The sequence below is a fragment of the Micromonospora sp. NPDC050784 genome (genome assembly GCF_044456765.1).
GTDB classification, from domain to species: domain Bacteria; phylum Actinomycetota; class Actinomycetes; order Mycobacteriales; family Micromonosporaceae; genus Micromonospora; species Micromonospora foliorum.
On sequence record NZ_JBITGG010000024.1, the window covers coordinates 71,820 to 88,215 of the forward strand.

Annotated in this window: 17 protein-coding genes; 9 read left to right on the forward strand and 8 right to left on the reverse strand. The window is 72.0% G+C overall.

Annotated elements, in window-relative coordinates; translation table 11 throughout:
• Positions 1 to 12: 12 nt before the first annotated feature.
• The 3 genes from ACIBD9_RS27245 (at position 13) to ACIBD9_RS27255 (ending at position 1,915) form a co-directional block, all read left to right on the forward strand.
• Positions 13 to 459, forward strand: a complete 447-nt coding sequence (locus ACIBD9_RS27245; RefSeq protein ID WP_112584127.1) for a thioesterase family protein — start codon at positions 13 to 15, stop codon at positions 457 to 459.
• Positions 456 to 1,199 carry a hypothetical protein gene (locus ACIBD9_RS27250; protein WP_396721926.1) on the forward strand — a complete coding sequence of 248 codons (744 nt, stop codon included), beginning with the start codon at positions 456 to 458 and terminating at the stop codon, positions 1,197 to 1,199. Before ACIBD9_RS27245 ends, ACIBD9_RS27250 begins: the two co-directional genes overlap by 4 nt.
• 131 nt (positions 1,200 to 1,330) lie before the next feature.
• Positions 1,331 to 1,915, forward strand: coding sequence for a YbjN domain-containing protein (locus tag ACIBD9_RS27255; RefSeq protein ID WP_387176997.1), 585 nt, complete (start codon positions 1,331 to 1,333; stop codon positions 1,913 to 1,915).
• 21 nt (positions 1,916 to 1,936) lie between these two features.
• Here ACIBD9_RS27255 and ACIBD9_RS27260 read toward each other — a convergent pair whose 3' ends face one another.
• The 4 genes from ACIBD9_RS27260 to ACIBD9_RS27275 all read right to left on the reverse strand — a co-directional run bounded on the left by ACIBD9_RS27260 (position 1,937) and on the right by ACIBD9_RS27275 (position 5,887).
• Positions 1,937 to 2,365, reverse strand: coding sequence for a globin (locus tag ACIBD9_RS27260; RefSeq protein WP_387176998.1), 429 nt, complete (start codon positions 2,363 to 2,365; stop codon positions 1,937 to 1,939).
• Positions 2,366 to 2,432: 67 nt separating this feature from the next.
• The gene (locus ACIBD9_RS27265) at positions 2,433 to 3,812 is read right to left on the reverse strand and encodes an MFS transporter (protein ID WP_396721928.1); all 1,380 of its coding nucleotides are present in this window, start codon (positions 3,810 to 3,812) and stop codon (positions 2,433 to 2,435) included.
• Positions 3,813 to 4,044: 232 nt separating this feature from the next.
• Positions 4,045 to 5,103, reverse strand: a complete 1,059-nt coding sequence (locus ACIBD9_RS27270) for a mechanosensitive ion channel family protein (protein WP_396721930.1) — start codon at positions 5,101 to 5,103, stop codon at positions 4,045 to 4,047.
• A gap of 61 nt (positions 5,104 to 5,164) precedes the next feature.
• Complete coding sequence (locus tag ACIBD9_RS27275) at positions 5,165 to 5,887, reverse strand: hypothetical protein (RefSeq protein ID WP_396721932.1); 723 nt, start codon at positions 5,885 to 5,887, stop codon at positions 5,165 to 5,167.
• Positions 5,888 to 6,166: 279 nt separating this feature from the next.
• Here ACIBD9_RS27275 and ACIBD9_RS27280 point away from each other — a divergent pair, with 279 nt between their 5' ends.
• The gene (locus ACIBD9_RS27280; RefSeq protein WP_238685452.1) at positions 6,167 to 6,703 is read left to right on the forward strand and encodes an HNH endonuclease; all 537 of its coding nucleotides are present in this window, start codon (positions 6,167 to 6,169) and stop codon (positions 6,701 to 6,703) included.
• 18 nt (positions 6,704 to 6,721) lie between these two features.
• On the opposite strand, the gene ACIBD9_RS27285 is transcribed toward ACIBD9_RS27280, so the two are convergent.
• A complete protein-coding gene (locus tag ACIBD9_RS27285; protein WP_396721933.1) occupies positions 6,722 to 8,311 on the reverse strand; it encodes a DUF6194 family protein in 1,590 nt (529 codons plus the stop codon).
• A gap of 54 nt (positions 8,312 to 8,365) precedes the next feature.
• Between ACIBD9_RS27285 and ACIBD9_RS27290 the strand changes: the two genes are divergently transcribed.
• Positions 8,366 to 9,139 carry a MerR family transcriptional regulator gene (locus ACIBD9_RS27290; RefSeq protein WP_387177003.1) on the forward strand — a complete coding sequence of 258 codons (774 nt, stop codon included), beginning with the start codon at positions 8,366 to 8,368 and terminating at the stop codon, positions 9,137 to 9,139.
• Here ACIBD9_RS27290 and ACIBD9_RS27295 read toward each other — a convergent pair.
• The 3 genes from ACIBD9_RS27295 to ACIBD9_RS27305 all read right to left on the reverse strand — a co-directional run bounded on the left by ACIBD9_RS27295 (position 9,082) and on the right by ACIBD9_RS27305 (position 11,141).
• Positions 9,082 to 9,858 carry a class F sortase gene (locus ACIBD9_RS27295; RefSeq protein WP_396721988.1) on the reverse strand — a complete coding sequence of 259 codons (777 nt, stop codon included), beginning with the start codon at positions 9,856 to 9,858 and terminating at the stop codon, positions 9,082 to 9,084. The genes ACIBD9_RS27290 and ACIBD9_RS27295 overlap by 58 nt on opposite strands.
• Positions 9,859 to 9,933: 75 nt before the next feature.
• Positions 9,934 to 10,458 carry a hypothetical protein gene (locus ACIBD9_RS27300; RefSeq protein WP_396721935.1) on the reverse strand — a complete coding sequence of 175 codons (525 nt, stop codon included), beginning with the start codon at positions 10,456 to 10,458 and terminating at the stop codon, positions 9,934 to 9,936.
• 218 nt (positions 10,459 to 10,676) lie between these two features.
• Positions 10,677 to 11,141 (reverse strand): Lrp/AsnC family transcriptional regulator, encoded by a 465-nt coding sequence (locus ACIBD9_RS27305; protein WP_396721937.1) that lies wholly within the window; start codon positions 11,139 to 11,141, stop codon positions 10,677 to 10,679.
• 148 nt (positions 11,142 to 11,289) lie between these two features.
• Between ACIBD9_RS27305 and ACIBD9_RS27310 the strand changes: the two genes are divergently transcribed.
• The 4 genes from ACIBD9_RS27310 to ACIBD9_RS27325 are packed head-to-tail and all read left to right on the forward strand — an operon-like array spanning position 11,290 to position 16,386.
• Complete coding sequence (locus ACIBD9_RS27310; RefSeq protein WP_396721990.1) at positions 11,290 to 12,192, forward strand: tryptophan 2,3-dioxygenase; 903 nt, start codon at positions 11,290 to 11,292, stop codon at positions 12,190 to 12,192.
• Positions 12,193 to 12,206: 14 nt separating this feature from the next.
• Positions 12,207 to 13,547 carry a kynureninase gene (gene kynU / locus ACIBD9_RS27315; RefSeq protein WP_396721939.1) on the forward strand — a complete coding sequence of 447 codons (1,341 nt, stop codon included), beginning with the start codon at positions 12,207 to 12,209 and terminating at the stop codon, positions 13,545 to 13,547.
• A complete protein-coding gene (locus ACIBD9_RS27320) occupies positions 13,544 to 14,881 on the forward strand; it encodes an FAD-dependent oxidoreductase (RefSeq protein WP_396721940.1) in 1,338 nt (445 codons plus the stop codon). The genes kynU and ACIBD9_RS27320 overlap by 4 nt, the downstream gene beginning before the upstream one ends.
• Positions 14,882 to 14,904: 23 nt before the next feature.
• On the forward strand, positions 14,905 to 16,386 hold the full coding sequence (locus ACIBD9_RS27325) for a 2-hydroxymuconic semialdehyde dehydrogenase (RefSeq protein WP_396721991.1): 1,482 nt from the start codon (positions 14,905 to 14,907) through the stop codon (positions 16,384 to 16,386).
• Positions 16,387 to 16,396 lie beyond the last annotated feature (10 nt).

Genomic DNA, 16,396 nt, shown 5'->3' on the forward strand with positions numbered 1-16,396 from the left:
CCGGCCGAGAAGGTGTCTGACCGCTTCGTCTACCACTGCACCCTGCGCTGGTCCGACCTGGACGCGTACGGCCACGTCAACAACTCGCGCTTCCTCACCCTGTACGAGGAGGCGCGGGTCGCGTTGATGTTCGCCGGTGGCCGGGCGTGGGGAGTCGGCTCGTTCGCCGACGGGGTGGTGATCCGCCGGCACGAGGTCGACTACCTGCGCCCGGTCGACTACGCGCTCGGCCGGGCCACCGCGGAGGCGGCGCCCACCGTGCGCATCGAGCTGTGGGTGGAGGAGATCCGGGCCTCCCGGTTCACCGTCGCCTACGAGCTGTACGACGGCGAGGTGCTGGCCAGCCGTGCCCGCTCGGTGCTGGTGCCGTTCGACCTGACCCGCCAGGTGCCCCGGCGGATCACCACCGAGGAACGAGACTTCCTGCTCACGTACGCGCCGCAGGGCGGTGTGGCGTGACCCAGTCGGGCACCGCTGAGCCGGGCCGGGTGGCGGCGTCGGCGTCCACGCACGGTCTCGTCGGCGTGGCCGACGCGGGCGCCTTCCTGGCCCGGCTGGTCCGGCTGGATCCGGTCGCGCCGGTCCGGCTGCGGCCGGCCGGCGCACCCGGCCGGGTCGCCCTGTGGGCCCGGCTGCCGTGGCAGGTTCTGGTGGTCCGCACGGTTGCCGGTGGGCCGGCCGACGGTGTCGCCGAGGACGTCACGGTGGCAGCCACGGAGCTGCTCGCCGAACTGGAGCGGGGCGGCACGGCCCTGCCGACCCGCCGGGACGCCCAGTGGCGGTGGCCGCTGCCGCCGACGCGGAGCAGCCAGGTGGAGGCGCTGCCCGTCGCCGAGGTGCGCCGGATCGCGGACGCGGCGGCGGGCACCCTGCGGACCGCGAGCGAGCAGGGTGTCGCCGGCCGTGCCGTGGGCCAGCGGGCCCTGCGTGACGCGTTGCTCGACCACGTGGCGGTGCTGATCACCCCGGACGGGACGCCCGCCGCGCCGGTCGAGGTGCCGCAGCGGCTGGTGCAGGGGGTGGTCCGGATGGGCTTCCTCGGCACCGCCGCCGACCCGGCGACTGACGACGGCGGGAACGCCGTTCAGGTGCGGGTGGCCGGTCGTTGGGTTGGCCTGGTGGGACCGCACGGAGCGGCATGGTTGCAGAAGGCCACGGATCTTGCCGTGACACCCCTGAGTACTCGTCCGAACGGATGACCCCAGATCATTCTTCTGGTCAGGGGCGGTCGTTGGGGGGGTGCTTCAACCCGGCTGTCCGGGTACCGTCCATCCTCGGATCCAACGCACCGTAGGCGACTGGATCCGCTGGGGAGTGAGGTGCGCGAGCGATGCCGTGGTGGTCATGGCGCCCCGGTCCCGCCGACGGCGGCGATCCGGATACCCGAAGCGGGATCACAGTCGACAGCGCGGTCCGCGTTGGACCGCCCAGCCCTCGCCAGCCGGGGGACGACTGCCCGTCCAACGAGCGGCCAGTGCTGACCGAGATGCCCGCCACCGTCGAGCCGGTGAGTCTGCGCCGGGTCTGTGACGCACTCGACCTGCTCGACGTGCGCTACCTGGCCGATGGCGACGGCAACCTGCTGGCGATGTGGGAGCGGCACGCCGTGCTGGTCACCCTGGAAGGCCCGGAGGACGAGATCCTGGTCATGCGGGCACGTCCGCATGCCACGGTCCCGCCGGACTGGGCCGACCGGGCGTACCGGGTGGTGAACGAGTGGAACCACACCCGCCGGTTCTGCAAGGCGTACATCGGTGACCCGACCGAACGCGGTCAGCTGCCGATCTACGCCGAGCTTCAGGTGCCGCTCGGTGCCGGGACCCACGACGCGCTCCTGGTCGAGATGCTCGACTGCGGCGCGGCGGTCGCCACCAGCTTCGTGGACTGGCTGCACGACGAGGGCGCGCTGCTCTGACGCCACCGCGGGTCGGGCGGGTCAGCCGTGGTTGGCCGGGTCGTCCTCGACGTTGACCATGAAGTACGCGGCACGCTCCAGGTAGTCCCAGAGGGTGCCGGCGATCTCCGGCTCAAGGTCGAGCCGGTCCACGGCGCGGCGCATGTTCCGCAGCCAGGCGTCCCGTTCGGCCGCGCCGATCCGGAACGGCGCGTGCCGCATCCGCAGCCGCGGGTGCCCGCGCTGGGCGGAGTACGTGTTCGGCCCGCCCCAGTACTGCATCAGGAACAGGGTCATCCGGTCCGCGGCCGGGCCCAGGTCCTCCTCCGGGTACATGGGCCGCAGCAGGGGGTCGGTGGCGACGCCGGCGTAGAACTCATCGACGAGCTTGCGGAAGGTGGGTTCGCCGCCGACCGCTTCGAAGAGGGTCATCGACGCACCGGGACGGTCGGAATCACCTGCGGAGGTCACCGTTCCATCCTGCCAGGTGCGCCCGGTGCCGACCCGACCCGCACGGCGTGCGTCGGATCACGCCGGGTCAGGTGACCGCGTGCCGGCGGTGACCGTCACCGGCATGCGGGTCGGACGTACCCCCCACCGTGCCGTCGCTGACCCGGCCGTTGGCGGCGGGCGGAGCGGCGTTGGCCGCCGAGGCGGCGGCGATCGCGTCGTCCACGGTCTGCCGGTCCGGCCAGCGCAGCGTGGCCACCGCCATGAGCACCACCCCGGCTGCGCTCCACAGCCCGACCACGACCGGGATGGGGAACCGCTCGGCGAGTACACCGGTGACCAGCACCGCGAGCCCCTGGATGACCTGCACGCCGGTAGCCATCACGCCGAAGGCACGGGCCCGGAACCCGTTCGGCAGCGCCTGGACGAACAACCCGTTGGCCATCGGCAGCATGCCGGCGACCGCGAAACCGCAGAGCGCGGCGAGCAGCGCGACCACCAGCGGCGGGGGGTCGAGCAGCACCGGTACGAGCAACAACGGGGCGAGAACCGCGAGCGGCCGCATCAGCATCAGCCGGCGAGCCGGACCGAACAGGCGACTCACCAGCAACCCACCGAGGATGAAGCCGACCGGGTTCGCCACCATGATCGCTGCCTGTGCGGTGCCCGCGCTCACGGCGCCACGGCTCTCGTCGTTGGCCCAGGCCGCGGCCAGCCCCTCGGGAACGATCGAGAAGAGCATCGCGCTGAACACCAGCACCGCGATGGCCCGCAGCACCGGTGTGCGGAACACGATGCCGAACCCCTGGCGGGTCTCGCGCAGCAGGTGGCTGCGGTGGGCCGGGTTCATCACCGCCGGGCGGTGGCGTACACCGAGGCGAACCAGCAGCGCCGAGAGACCGAACGTGGCCGCGTTGAACAGCAGTGCCACCTCCGGGTCGATCGCGGCGACGGCGGCGCCGAAGACGTACCCGACGACCTGGGCGGCCTGCCCGACGCTGCTGTTCAGCGACAGCCCCACCACCAGCCGGTCCCCGGTGAGCAGTTGCGGGATCAGCGCGGATTTCGCCGCCTGGCTCGGTGGGTTGGCCAACGTGGCGGCGAAGATGAGCAACAGCACCGCCTGGTACGGCAGGGCCGGGATGGCGATGAGCAGCATCAGCGCCATCCGGATGAGGTCGCACGCCACCATCACCCGTCGGTAGGCGTACCGCTCCGCGAGTGCGGCGAGCACGGGACCGCCGAGCAGCCACGGCAGGAAGCTGACCGCGAAGGCAGCGGCGGAGAGCGCGACGGACCGGGTCTGCTGAAAGACGAGCAGGGTGACGGCGGCCTTCGCGACGTAGTCGCCGACCCAGGAGAGCGCACCAGCCACGAACACAGCCCGGAACTCGCGCTGGGCGAACACCTCGCGAAACGTGGCGGGGCCTTCCGTGGAAGGTCGCTCGTCAGGCACCGTCGCCTCCATCGGCCCCGGCTCGGCCGCTCGTGGCAGCCCGGCCGGAAGCTCTCGTCAGATCTACGGATCAGCGAGGATGTGATCACGCTTTGGTGGGAACGCGTGCTCCGGATTCTGCCCGATCGTCTGACAACTAGCTAGGTCGAACGGGTCGTTCGTCGCCTCCCCGACTGAACGAACGGACGATACCCGAGGGGCCGGCCGGCTCGCGACCCCTGAATTCCAGGACAGTGTCGCGGGCTCAGGTGGCACCGCCCTGACCAGTCTCGCCCTCCGGCAACGGCCGGGTCGACAGGCCGGGATAGATGCGGGCGGCCGCGATCTGCGCGGTGATCCCCGAGTTCTCCAGCGCCTCCGCGAGACGTCGACGCAACTCCCGGCCCACCGCGAACTGCCCGTCCGCGGTCGTCTTCACCACCGTGCGGATGACCGCGCCGTCCACCGTCACCTGCTCGACACCCAGCACCTCGGGCGCCTCCACGATCTCCGGCGACAGCTCCGGGTCCATCGCGACCGAGGCGGCAGCGGTCCGGAGAACCGCCGTGGCCTCCTCGGTGCTGTTGAAACCGATCGGCAGGTCCACCACCACGAGAGCCCAGCCCTGGCTCTTGTTGCCCACCCGGATGATCTCGCCGTTGCGGATGTACCAGAGCACACCGCGGCCGTCGCGCACGGTGGTGACCCGCAGGCCGACCGACTCGACCACGCCCATCGCCTCGCCCAGGTCGACGTTGTCGCCCACGCCGTACTGGTCCTCGATCAGCATGAAGAGGCCGGCGATCAGGTCCTTCACCAGGCTCTGCGCGCCGAAGCCCAGCGCGACGCCGGCGATCCCCGCGCTGGCCAGCAGCGGAGCCAGGTCGAAGCTGAACTCGCGCAGGATCATCAGCAGCGCGATGCCGAAGACGAACGCGGTGGTCAGGCTGCGCAGCACCGACCCGATCGCCTCGGCCCGCTGCCGGCGCCGCTCGGGTACGAACTCGGCCGGGTCGGCCGCGGCGGTGGGCACCCGCTCGCGCAGCGGCCGCAGCATCGTCGGCACCGCACCGTCGGTGGTCGTCCGAACCAGCCGGTTGATCGTCCGGTGCAACGCCCAGCGGGCCACCATCGCCAGTGCCAGGATCAGCAGCACCCGAAGCGGTTTGAGCAGGATCCAGTAGCTTCCCTCGGCGAACCAGGCGGACCCGGTGATCCGGTAGATCCACTCGCAGGAGGTGCTGCCCTGGCAGCTCACCGAGACGGTGTCGGGCAGGGCTAGGGGCGTCACGCTGGCGGCACTCACCCTGTCTTCGTACCGCAAGGGGCCTGAGCGCCCGCCGCCGACCCACCGGCCGGGTGACCTACCGTCCAGGGCAGGATGCTCACCCTCTCCCGGGCAACGCGGCAAGGAGTCGTTCGTACTCGGCCTGACCCCCGATCGCCGCCCGGTGTTCGGGGTGAGCGATGTAGTGCCCGATCACCGCGGCGAGGAATCCGGCGTCGACGGTGTCCCTCCGCGTCGCCCCCCGGCTCTGCGGAATGCCGCGCCGCCGAACCAGTTGGGGTTGCGTGATCCTCATTCCCAGCCACAGGCGGGGGTCGGCGGCCGAGGGGATCTGCGGGACCTGGAGGGCCTCCCACGGCACGGTGCGCGAGCCCAGCGCCCACGTCTGCCGTACCCCGGACGGATGCAGCCGGATCCCCTGACCCCGCCACGCCCACGTCACCAGCAGCGCGGCCAGGACCACCCAGAGAACGTCGAAAACCACGTCGAACGTCGACAGCGTGCCCTGTCTGGTCGAGCGCACCAGTGCGCCGACGTGGGTGGATGCGGGCCCGAGGTAACCCAGGGCGAAGAACACCGTCCAGGCCGGCCCGGGTGTGGCGAAGGCCGGAATCTGCGGCTGCACCACGAAGTAGGCGGCCCGGACCCCCATGACGACGACCCCCAGGACCAGGGCTGCCAGGGAGATGAGGATCAACAGGCGCTGCCCCACCAGATACGTGGACCCTCGGGTTGCGGCGTTCACGCCGACCAGGAGGAGCCCGAGTGCCAGGACGACGTGCCGGTGGCGCACGGTCGCAGCGGAAAGTCTGTCGATCATGCCCGTGACCATAGGGGCCGATGGGCGCATCCGGCATCGGTGCGACCGGCAACCGGGCCCGCACCATGGCGCGTCCGCCCAGGCTGGAGCGGCTCCGCGTCCCGGCCTGGGTGATCCGCTTACCAGAAGAGAGATTAGTACGTGCAATCCGGGGTCCGATCAGGGACTATTGGCGCAACGGACGTCGGTGATCGGCCCGGCGTCGACCGTGTGGGCCAGTGTGCCCGGCCCCGGTCGGCGGCGGTTCGCAGCAGCCGCTGAACCGGGAGGGTGAGCGCGATGCCTGACATACGACCCACGGTGGGCTCCGGCGCGTTGGTCCTCAACGCCACCTACGAGCCGCTGTGTGTCGTGTCGGTGCGTCGCGCCGCGATCCTCGTCCTGTCCGCCAAGGCGGTCTGCGTCGCCGATGGTGACGGCATCCTGCACAGCGCCCGGGACGCGCTCCCGGTGCCGTCGGTGGTCCGGCTGACGCGCTTCGTCCGGGTGCCGTACCGCACGCATGTCGGGCTGTCCCGGCGGGCGATCTTCGCCCGGGACGGGTGGCGGTGCGCCTACTGCCGGGGCCCGGCCGAGACCATCGACCACGTGTTCCCGCGCAGCCGGGGCGGCCGGCACGCCTGGGAGAACGTGGTCGCCGCGTGCGCCCGGTGCAACCACACCAAGGGTGACAAGACCCCGGCCGAGATGGGGTGGCGGTTACACGCGTTGCCGACCGCCCCGAAGGGCACCGCCTGGCGGGTGCTCGGGCACCGCGCCCCCGACCCCCGCTGGGCCGACTGGCTGGACCTGCGGGAGCCGGAAGCAGCCGCCTGACCCCTCCGGAGGGCGTGGTCAGGCTCCGGGGTGGGTTGCCCGGCGTGCTGCGCGTTCGTGGCGGTCGACCGCCCGGCGGTACGCGATCGCGAGGAGCCGGTCGATCTCGGGCAGCAGCTGCGGGCCGGGCATGACGACGCTGGCGAAGCCGTACTGGGCGTAGCCGGGGTGCGGCGTCAGGGTGTCCAGTCGGGCGAAGTCGAACTCGTGCCGGTGTTCCTCGAATGCCTTGGGCGGGAAGCCGAACAGCCGCTCGAACTCGGCCCGGCCCAGCTCCAGGTTGAGGCGGAAGACACCGGGGCGGTCCAGTTGCGCGGCCTCGTCGAAGCCGGGCACGTCGTGCTCGACGATGGTGGCGAACGGCTGGCGGCGGTCCGGGCCGACGAAGAAGAACCGGTCGCCCCAGGCGGCCTCGGGTGATCCGTTCTCCTCGCTCGCCACGAGCTGTTCGACGCCGGGCAGCGCGACGATCCGATCGGCGAGCACGGCGGCGTCGACACCGGTCGGGATGTGCAGGACCGCGTCGGCGTGTTCGATGGTGGCCTGGTCCAGTGGGAAGTAGCGGTAGTCGTGCGTCCGCTGCTCGGCCGCCGCGATGTCGGACGCCGGCAGGTACCGGGGAAGGTCGGTCTCCTGCTGGAGTCTGCCCTCGTAGGTCGAGGCGGCGGGTGCCCCGATGCCGAGCGCCGGGCTCGCGCCGAGGCTGCCGGCGATCACCGCGTACCGGTCGCCCAGCAGCGACGCGATGATCGCTCCGGCGCCGGCCCACGACACCTCCGCGTCGGCAAGCGTCATCGTGCTCAGGTGGCGCTGGAGGTGCGTGTTGTGCGCGAAGACCAGCGTGGGCCCGCGGTGTGCCTCGGCCGATCGGATCGCGAGCAGGTTCTCGGCCATCAGCGCGTCCCGGACCGCGGCCAGGCGGGCGAAGCGTTCCGCCTGGGCAAGTGGTGCGGCGGCCGCGGCGTGGTACCGCAGCAACGCGACCGCGGCGGTGGCGTGCACGAACGCCGCCGGCCAGCCCGCTGACTTCCACGGCGCCCGCAGGTACAACTCGGTCAGCAGGTCGTCGGCGAGCACCCGCAGTCGCTGGGCGTCGGTCGAGCGCCCGACCGATCGGCCCGGTTCCCAGATCGCGGCCGTGTCGCTCCACCGTGCCTCGTCCCCGATCAGGTCGTCGATCTCCGCGGACCGGTCCAGGCCGAGGAAGTGGCAGACCTGGTCGAGGTGGCGGCGCGGGCTCGGGGCGCTCTCCAGCTCCACCGGGGCGTCGAAGCCGTGAAACGTCAGGCGCTCGCCGGCCGGCCGTCCGGCGTTCCACTCCCGCATCCGCAGCAGGAGGTCACGGTTGGCCGGGGCCGCGCCGAATCCGTGGCTGAACCCTTCGGCGAGTGCACGGTCGAGCGTCACGGCGGCGACGCCCTGCACGAACTCGTCGGCGATCAGCCCGGCCGCCCGGTCGCTCTCCACGGCGATCGAGCGGTAGCCGTGCTCCGTCAGCGACAGAAAGGCCTCGTTGCGGAGCTGAAGGAAGGCGGACTCACCATGCGTCGGTTCGCCGAGCGCGAGCAGGTCCGGGGATACCGCCAGCAGGTCGAGAAAAGGTGGCATTCCATGAACCGTATCGTTGAACCAGCGTGTGAGACTTTCGAGCGGCGGAGCGCGGTGACAACCACAAAACCTTCAAACCCAGGGGTTCGACGACCGGTCGATCTCGCGCGGGCCCACGGCCTCTCCGCGCAGGCGGTGCGCAACTACGAGCGGGACGGCGTCCTGCCTCCGGCCCAGCGCACCCCGAACGGCTACCGTCGCTTCACCGAACTGCACGCCAAGGCGCTGAGTGCCTACCTCGCGTTGATCGCGGGCCACGGCTACGCGGCCAGCGGCGAGATCATGCGGGCCGTCAACCGGGGTGAGATCGACGCCGCGCTGCGCACCATCGATGCGGGCCATGCCCTGCTCCAGCGCGACCGGGAGACCCTGGACGCGGTCGAGACGGCGGTGGCGACGCTCACCGGAACGAGACCGCAACCGCAGAGCCGGAAGGCCGTGCCGGTCAGCGTGCTGGCGCACCGGCTCGGTCTGCAGCCGGCGACGCTGCGCAAGTGGGAGCGGGCCGGGGTGCTGCGGCCGGTACGTGATCCGGTGACCCACTACCGGCTCTACCTTCCCGACGACGTCCGTGACGCCGAACTCGCCCACCTGTTGCGCCGCGGCGGGTACCGGCTCGACCACATCGCCGGCGTGCTGGGTCGAGTGCGCGACGCCGGCGGTGCCGAACCGCTCGCCGCGTCGCTGCGCCAGTGGCGGCAACGTCTCACCGAGCGAGGCCGGGCCATGCTCACCGGGGCCGCCCGGCTCGCCGACTACGTCGATGCTGCTCAGCCACCCGAGCGCGCCTTGACCAGCGAGGCGAAGACCACCACGTTGTCCGCGTAGCCGGTCTCGCCGCCGACCCACTGGCCACCACAGGTGATCAGTCGGAGGCTCGGGCGGCTGAAGTCGCCGTACACCTCGTCCACCGGCAGTCCGCCCTTGTCGAACTTCTCCACCGAGTTGACCTCGAAGACCGCCACGCGCTGGTCGGTGCGGGTGACCTCGATCTCGTCACCGGAGCGCAGCTCGCGGAGTTTGTGGAAGACCGCCGGCCCGCTGGTGGTGTCGACGTGCCCGACGATCACGGCTGGGCCGTACTGGCCCGGGGTGGGCCCCTGGTCGTACCAGCCGGCCTCCTGGGCGCGGGCCGCGTCCGGTACGGCGATCGTGCCGTCCGGGGCGATGCCCACGTCGTGTACGGGCGCCCGCACGTCGATCTTCTCGATGGCGAGGCTGGTCGGAGGGCTGGCCGGCAGCACCGGGAACTTCTTCGGCGGTGGCCGCAGGCCGGCGCTGAGCCGCTCCGGCAGCAGACTCATTCCGGTCACCTGCTCGACGCCGAGCATCGCCACGATCAGCACCATCAGCGCGGCGATGGCCAGCACCGGCAACCCGGGGCTCGTACCGAAGCGGTGTCGGGCCGACGGCGGCCCGGCCGGACGCTTCGGCGGCAGCGGGCGTGCGGCCGGATCGGTGGTGGTGACGCTTGCCGACACGGCCTGCCCGGCGACCCGGCGCAGCCGTCCGGAGACGCGGGCGACCAGCCGGCCGGACGCGCGCAGCGCCGGCAGGGCCCGGAGGCGGGCGCGGCGATTCGGCCGCGCACGCGCGGATCTGCGGGTCATGGGTTATCCGGCTCAGGAGCCGGCTCCCGGTCGACGTCGGCCGCCGGCCATCCCGAGCACGATCGCGGTGGCCACCAACGCCACGCCACCGAGCACCAGCAGCGAGCCGGTGCCGCGGCCCCCGGCCATTCCACCGCCACCGGTGGCCGGCCCCTTGCTGGGTGAGGCCATGTTCAGCACGGTCAAGGTGGTCGACGCCGTCTGGCCGTTCTCGCAGCGCAGATCGACCGCGTAGTCACCGGCTGGCTTGTCGGCCGGAATGGTGACCTGTCCGGTCAGGAAACCTCTGTCCGGTTTGAGCATGACGTGCCCGAACGCGTCGGAGTGCACGTTGGACTGCCGGTTGTTGTTGTCGTTGTCGCAGCTCGCCTTGATGCTGACCCGGCTACCGGCCTGGGCGCTGTTCGGTGTCACCTCGACGAAGGTGTTCTCGCCGGCCCGCGCCGGTGCGGCCGACAACAGGACGAACGCCCCGACCAGCCCCACCAGTGTCAGTACGGACGAGAGCGCGCGGTTGATCGTGCGGATTCCCTGCATGATTTCCCCCCAACCGGCGACGACCGCCGGAACCCTCCCCTGGGCACGGGCGCTGCTTTCCCGCTGGCGCGGGGGCAAACCCGCTCCACCCCCACCCCGCACCCACCCACGCTCGCGATCTTGCACTTTCTGCGGCGACGAATCGGCTCTCAGCCGGCATTTCACCAACAGAAACTGCAAGATCGTGGGGAGACGGGCGGGCAGGCAGGGCGGGCGGGTCAGCGCGGGCGGGGGATGGGCCCGGTGGCGGGGAGCGGGGTGATCGGGTGCCAGTTCAGGGGGGAGGAGAGGACCATCGTGCTCGACGGCTGGCCGTACGGGGCGAGACGGTCGATGACCCCCTCGAACGCGCCGATCGAGCCGGCCGCCACCTTCAGCACGCTGCACGCGTCCCCGGTGATCCGGTGGATCTCCAGGATCTCCGGCCAGTCGGCCACCGCCGGGTCGTGCAGGATGCATCGCGCGCCGTAGCAGGACATCCGGATCAGCGCGACGACGGTGCGGCCGGCGCGGCTGAGGTCGACATGGGCGTGGTAGCCGGTGATGATCCCGGCCTCCTCCAGCCGGCGGACCCGCTCGGCGACGGACGGCGGCGACAGGTGCACCCGCCGCGACAACTCGCTGAAGGAGAGCCGCGCGTCGGCCTGCAACTCGCGCAGCAGCGCCCAGTCCATGTCGTCCACGCTCAGACCTTACTTTCGTGAACCGACTTCGCCTAGTTGCCTTTGGTTTGCCAGGAGAAGGCGGCGATAGCCGTTGATTCGGCATTCCGCAGGCCGATCCGACCGCGAGATCATGGCGTCGGCTAGTCCGGGGGAGGGAGACGAGATGGTGGATCAGACGGAGCGGCGGGCGCCGAACCGCCGTGCCACGGTGCAACCGGTGACCCCCGGGCAGCGTGCGGCCCAGGCGGCGCGCACCGGTGGCGAGCCGACCCTGGAGTTCGCCGACATGGTGCCGTACGACGCGTACGTGCAGGCCAGCGCCCTGCACAAGATGCAGCACCCGCTCAGCAGCGACCCGGGTGAGATGTCCTTCCTGATGGTCAGCCAGATCATGGAGCTGTACTTCGGGCTGACCTGCCACGAGCTGCGGGAGACCCAGCGGCTGATCCGCGCCGACCAGATCTGGGAGGCGCTGGCCCCGCTGGGCCGAGCCAAGCTGCACCTGGAGGGCCTCAACGCCGCCTGGCAGGGCCTGCGCTGGATGAGCCCGGCCGACTTCAACCGGTTCCGCAATCTGCTGGGCGAGGCCTCCGGCTTCCAGTCGGCGATGTACCGGCAGTTGGAGTTCCTGCTCGGGCTGCGCGACCCGACGCTGATCCGCCCGTTCCGCCGGCAGGCCGAGGTGCACGCCGAGCTGAGCGCCGCCCTGGCCACCCCGAGTCTCTGGGACGACGTGCTCGCGCTGCTCGCCCGGCGCGGCTTCGACCTCCCCGCCGACCTGCTCGACCGGGACGTGGCCGTCGAACACGACCCGCAGCCGTCGGTCGAGGCGGCCTGGGTACGGATCTACGACGACGCCAGCCCGGACAACCACCTGCGGCTGCTCGGCGAGGCGCTGAGCGCGGTCGCCGAGGAGTTCGGCGACTGGCGCTGGAACCACGTCAAGGCGGTGCAGCGGACGATGGGCGCCAAGGTCGGCAGCGGAGGCTCCGCCGGCCTGGCGTGGTTGCAGCGCAGCATGGCCCGGGTGGTCTTCCCGGAGCTGTGGTCGGCCCGCACCGCGATGTGACCGGAGAGCGAGACATGCACACCCCAGAACACGAGGCACACCGCCTCGCCGGAGGCGAGGCCGAACCGCGTCGCCTCGCCGGAGGCGAGGCCGAAGCACGTCGCCGCGACGAGGCCGACCCCGGCCACCGGCACCTGTTCCACGTGCCGCCGGCCGACGGCGGCGACCACCCCGAGTCGGCGTACCTGGCCGGCAACTCGCTCGGTCTGCAACCCCGGGCCACCCGCGACGAACTCCTGGCCGACCTGGACGCGTGGGGGCGGCTCGGCGTGGAGGGGCACCTGGAGGCGGAGCGCCCCTGGTTGCCGTACCACGAGTTGTTGACCGGGCCGGCCGCGCGACTGGTCGGCGCCCGGCCCGCGGAGGCCGTGGTGATGAACTCGCTCACGGTCAACCTGCACCTGCTGATGGTGAGTTTCTACCGACCGGCCGGCGCGCGCACCCGCATCGTCATCGAGGACGCCGCTTTCCCCTCGGACAGCTACGCCGTGCGCAGCCAGGCGCGGTTCCACGGCCTGGACCCGGACGACACAGTGGTCCGGTTGCGTCCGCGCGCGGGTGAGGACGCCCTGCGCACCGAGGACGTGACCGACTACCTGGCCGCCGAGGGTGACCGGGTGGCTCTGCTGCTGCTCGGCGGGGTCAACTATCTCACCGGTGAGCTGCTGGACATCCCGGCGATCACGGCTGCCGGCCGGGCGGCCGGCGCGGTGGTCGGCTGGGACCTGGCCCACGCGGTCGGCAACGTGCCGTTGGCCCTGCACGACTGGGACGTCGACTTCGCCGCGTGGTGCTCCTACAAGTACCTGAACTCCGGGCCGGGTGCGCTGGCTGGCGTCTTCGTGCACGAGCGGCACCTCGGCGACGAGAACCTGCAGCGGTTCGAGGGGTGGTGGAGCACCGCGGCGGCCACCCGGTTCGAGATGACGCCGGTGTCCCGGCCACCGGCCACTGTGGAGGCCTGGCAGATCTCCAACCCGCCGATCTTCGCGATGGGGCCGGTGCGCACCTCGTTGGAGCTGTTCGACGCGGTGGGCATGACCGCGCTGCGCGCCCGCAGCCAACGCCTCACCGGCTGGCTGGAGTCGCTGTTCGACGAGGTGACCGTCGGCCGGCCGCTGCGGGTGGTCACCCCGCGCGACCCGGCCCGCCGGGGCTGCCAGCTCTCCGTGCGCATCGGGTCCGGCAGCGCCGCCGAGCTGACCAAACGCCTACGGTACGAACACGGGGTCATCGCCGACGCCCGCGAACCGGACGTCGTGCGGTTCGCCCCGGTGCCGCTGTACTCCACGTACCTCGACTGCTGGCGGGCGGCGACCGCCCTGGCGTCCACCGTCGGGCAGGTGACCTCGTGACCGCGCGGCGCGACGAGATCGCGATCATCGGTGCCGGGCTGGCCGGCTGTCTGGCGGCCTGCTTCCTGGCCCGGCGTGGCTACCCGGTGGCCCTCTACGAGCGCCGCTCCGACCCGCGCGCCGGCACCGCCGAGCGCGGTCGCTCGATCAACCTGGCGCTCTCCGAGCGTGGCCTGGACGCGCTGCGCCGGATCGGGCTGGCCGAGCAGGTGATGACCGACGCGCTGCCGATGCGCGGCCGGATGATCCACCCGGTCGAGGGTGAGCAGCAGTTCCAGTCGTACAGCGCGGCCGGCGACCGGGCGATCAACTCGATCAGCCGGGGTGCGCTGAACAACGCCCTGCTGGACGAGGCCGCCGCACTGCCCGGGGTGCGGGTCGTCTTCGACCACCGGCTGGTCGGGCTCGACCCGACCGACGGCGCCCTGAGCTTCGAGACCCCGCAGGGCCCGGTCGCGGCGAAGGCGTCGGTCGTCCTGGGTGCCGACGGCGCCGGCTCCGCGGTGCGCGGGCAACTGCTGGCGTACGGGCTGCTGGACGAGAGCGTGGACTTCCTCGACTACGGCTACAAGGAGTTGACGATTCCGCCGCTGGGCGGGGGCTTCGCCCTGGACCCGGACGCGCTGCACATCTGGCCGCGCGGCACCTCGATGATGATCGCGTTGCCCAACCCGGACCGCTCCTTCACCTGCACGCTGTTCTGGCCCAACGACGGCGCCGGCAGCTTCGCCTCGCTGACCAGCCCGGCGGAGATCGAACGGCACTTCACCGAGTACTACCCGGACGTGGTGCCGCTGGCCCCGAACCTGGTCGACGACTACCAGCACAACCCGGTGGGCGTGCTCGGCACGGTGCGCTGCACCCCCTGGCAGGTCAACGGGAAGGTCGGCCTGCTCGGCGACGCGGCCCACGCCATCGTCCCGTTCTACGGCCAGGGCGCCAACTGCGCGTTCGAGGACGTGGTGGAGCTGGACCGCTGCCTGGACGAGTGCGCCGACGACTGGTTGGCGGCGCTGCCGCTGTTCCAGCGACGCCGACAGGAGAACGCCGAGGCCATCGCGACGATGGCGCTCACCAACTTCGTGGAGATGCGGGACAAGGTCGCCTCCCCGGTCTTCCAGACCCGGCGGCGGGTGGAGCACGCACTGGAACGGGCCCTGCCCGGCCGGTACGTTTCCCAGTACGAGCTGGTGTCGTTCTCCACCACCCCGTACGCGGAGGTTCGCCGCCGGGTGCGCCGACAGCACCGGGTGCTCGGGGCGGTCGTCGGCGGGGCCGCGCTGCTGCTGGTCGGCGCGATCGGCGCGGCACTGAGCCGAGGGAGGCGCGGATGACCGGCAACTGGGATCCACGACTGATGGCCGGCCACGCGCCGAGTGGCCCGCAACGGTTGCGCAATTTCGTCGCCGGCGAGTTCGTCGACGGTGGGACGACGTTCACCAAGGCCAGCCCGGTCACCGGGGAGCAGGTCTTCGAGGTGGACGAGGCATCACGGTCCACGGTGGACGACGCGGTGGCCGCCGCCCGGGCGGCGCTGCGGGGGCCGTGGGGTCGAATGGGGGAGCGCGAGCGCGCCGAGGTGCTGCGCCGCGTCGCCGACGAGCTGGAGCGCCGCTTCGACGACCTGGTCACCGCCGAGGTCGCCGACACCGGCAAGTCCATCGCCCAGGCCCGCACCCTGGACATCCCGCGCGGCGCGGCGAACTTCCGGGCGTTCGCGGAGATCGTGGCGACCGCCCCCACCGAGTCGTTCACGACTGTCACCCCGACCGGCGGCCGGGCGCTCAACTACGCGCTGCGCAAGCCGGTCGGCGTGGTCGCGGTCATCGTGCCGTGGAACCTGCCGCTGCTGCTGCTCACCTGGAAGGTGGCTCCGGCGCTGGCCTGCGGAAACGCCGTCGTGGTCAAGCCCAGCGAGGAGACTCCCGCCTCGGCGACGGTGCTCGCCGAGGTGATGGCCGCCGCCGGCGTACCGGCCGGGGTGTTCAACCTGGTGCACGGCTTCGGACCGGACTCGGCGGGCGAGTTCCTCACCCGCCACCCCGGTGTCGACGCGATCACCTTCACCGGCGAGTCGGCCACCGGCGGCGCGATCATGCGGGCCGCCGCCGACGGGGTGAAGGCGGTGAGCTTCGAACTCGGCGGCAAGAACGCCGGCCTGGTCTTCGCCGACGCCGACCTGGACGCCGCGGTGGCCGGCTCGGTGCGGTCCAGCTTCACCAACGGCGGGCAGGTGTGCCTCTGCACCGAGCGCATCTACGTGCAGCGCCCGGTCTTCGAGGAGTTCACCGCCCGGCTGGCGAAGCGGGCCGGCGAGCTGGCGTACGGGTGGCCGACCGACGAGGCCACCGCGACCATGCCGCTGATCTCCCACCAGCACCGGAAGAAGGTGCTCGGCGCGTACGAGCTGGCCCGGTCCGAGGGCGCCGAGGTGCTCACCGGCGGCGGCACGCCCACCTTCGGCGACACCCGCGACGGTGGGTCGTACGTGCAGCCGACGGTGCTCACCGGGCTCGGCCCGGACGCCCGCACCAACCGGGAGGAGATCTTCGGCCCGGTGGTGCACGTCGCCCCGTTCGACACCGAGGACGAGGCGTACGCCCTGGCCAACGGCACCGAGTACGGCCTGGCGGCGACCGTGTGGACCCGGGACGTGGGAGTCGCGCACCGGGCCGGCGCCCGGCTCGACGCCGGCATCGTCTGGGTCAACACGTGGTTCCTGCGTGACCTGCGTACCCCGTTCGGCGGGGTGAAGGCGTCCGGGATCGGTCGTGAGGGCGGCGTGCACTCGCTGAACTTCTACTCCGAACTCACGAACGTCTGCGTGGACCTGTCGTGAGCCGTAGCGA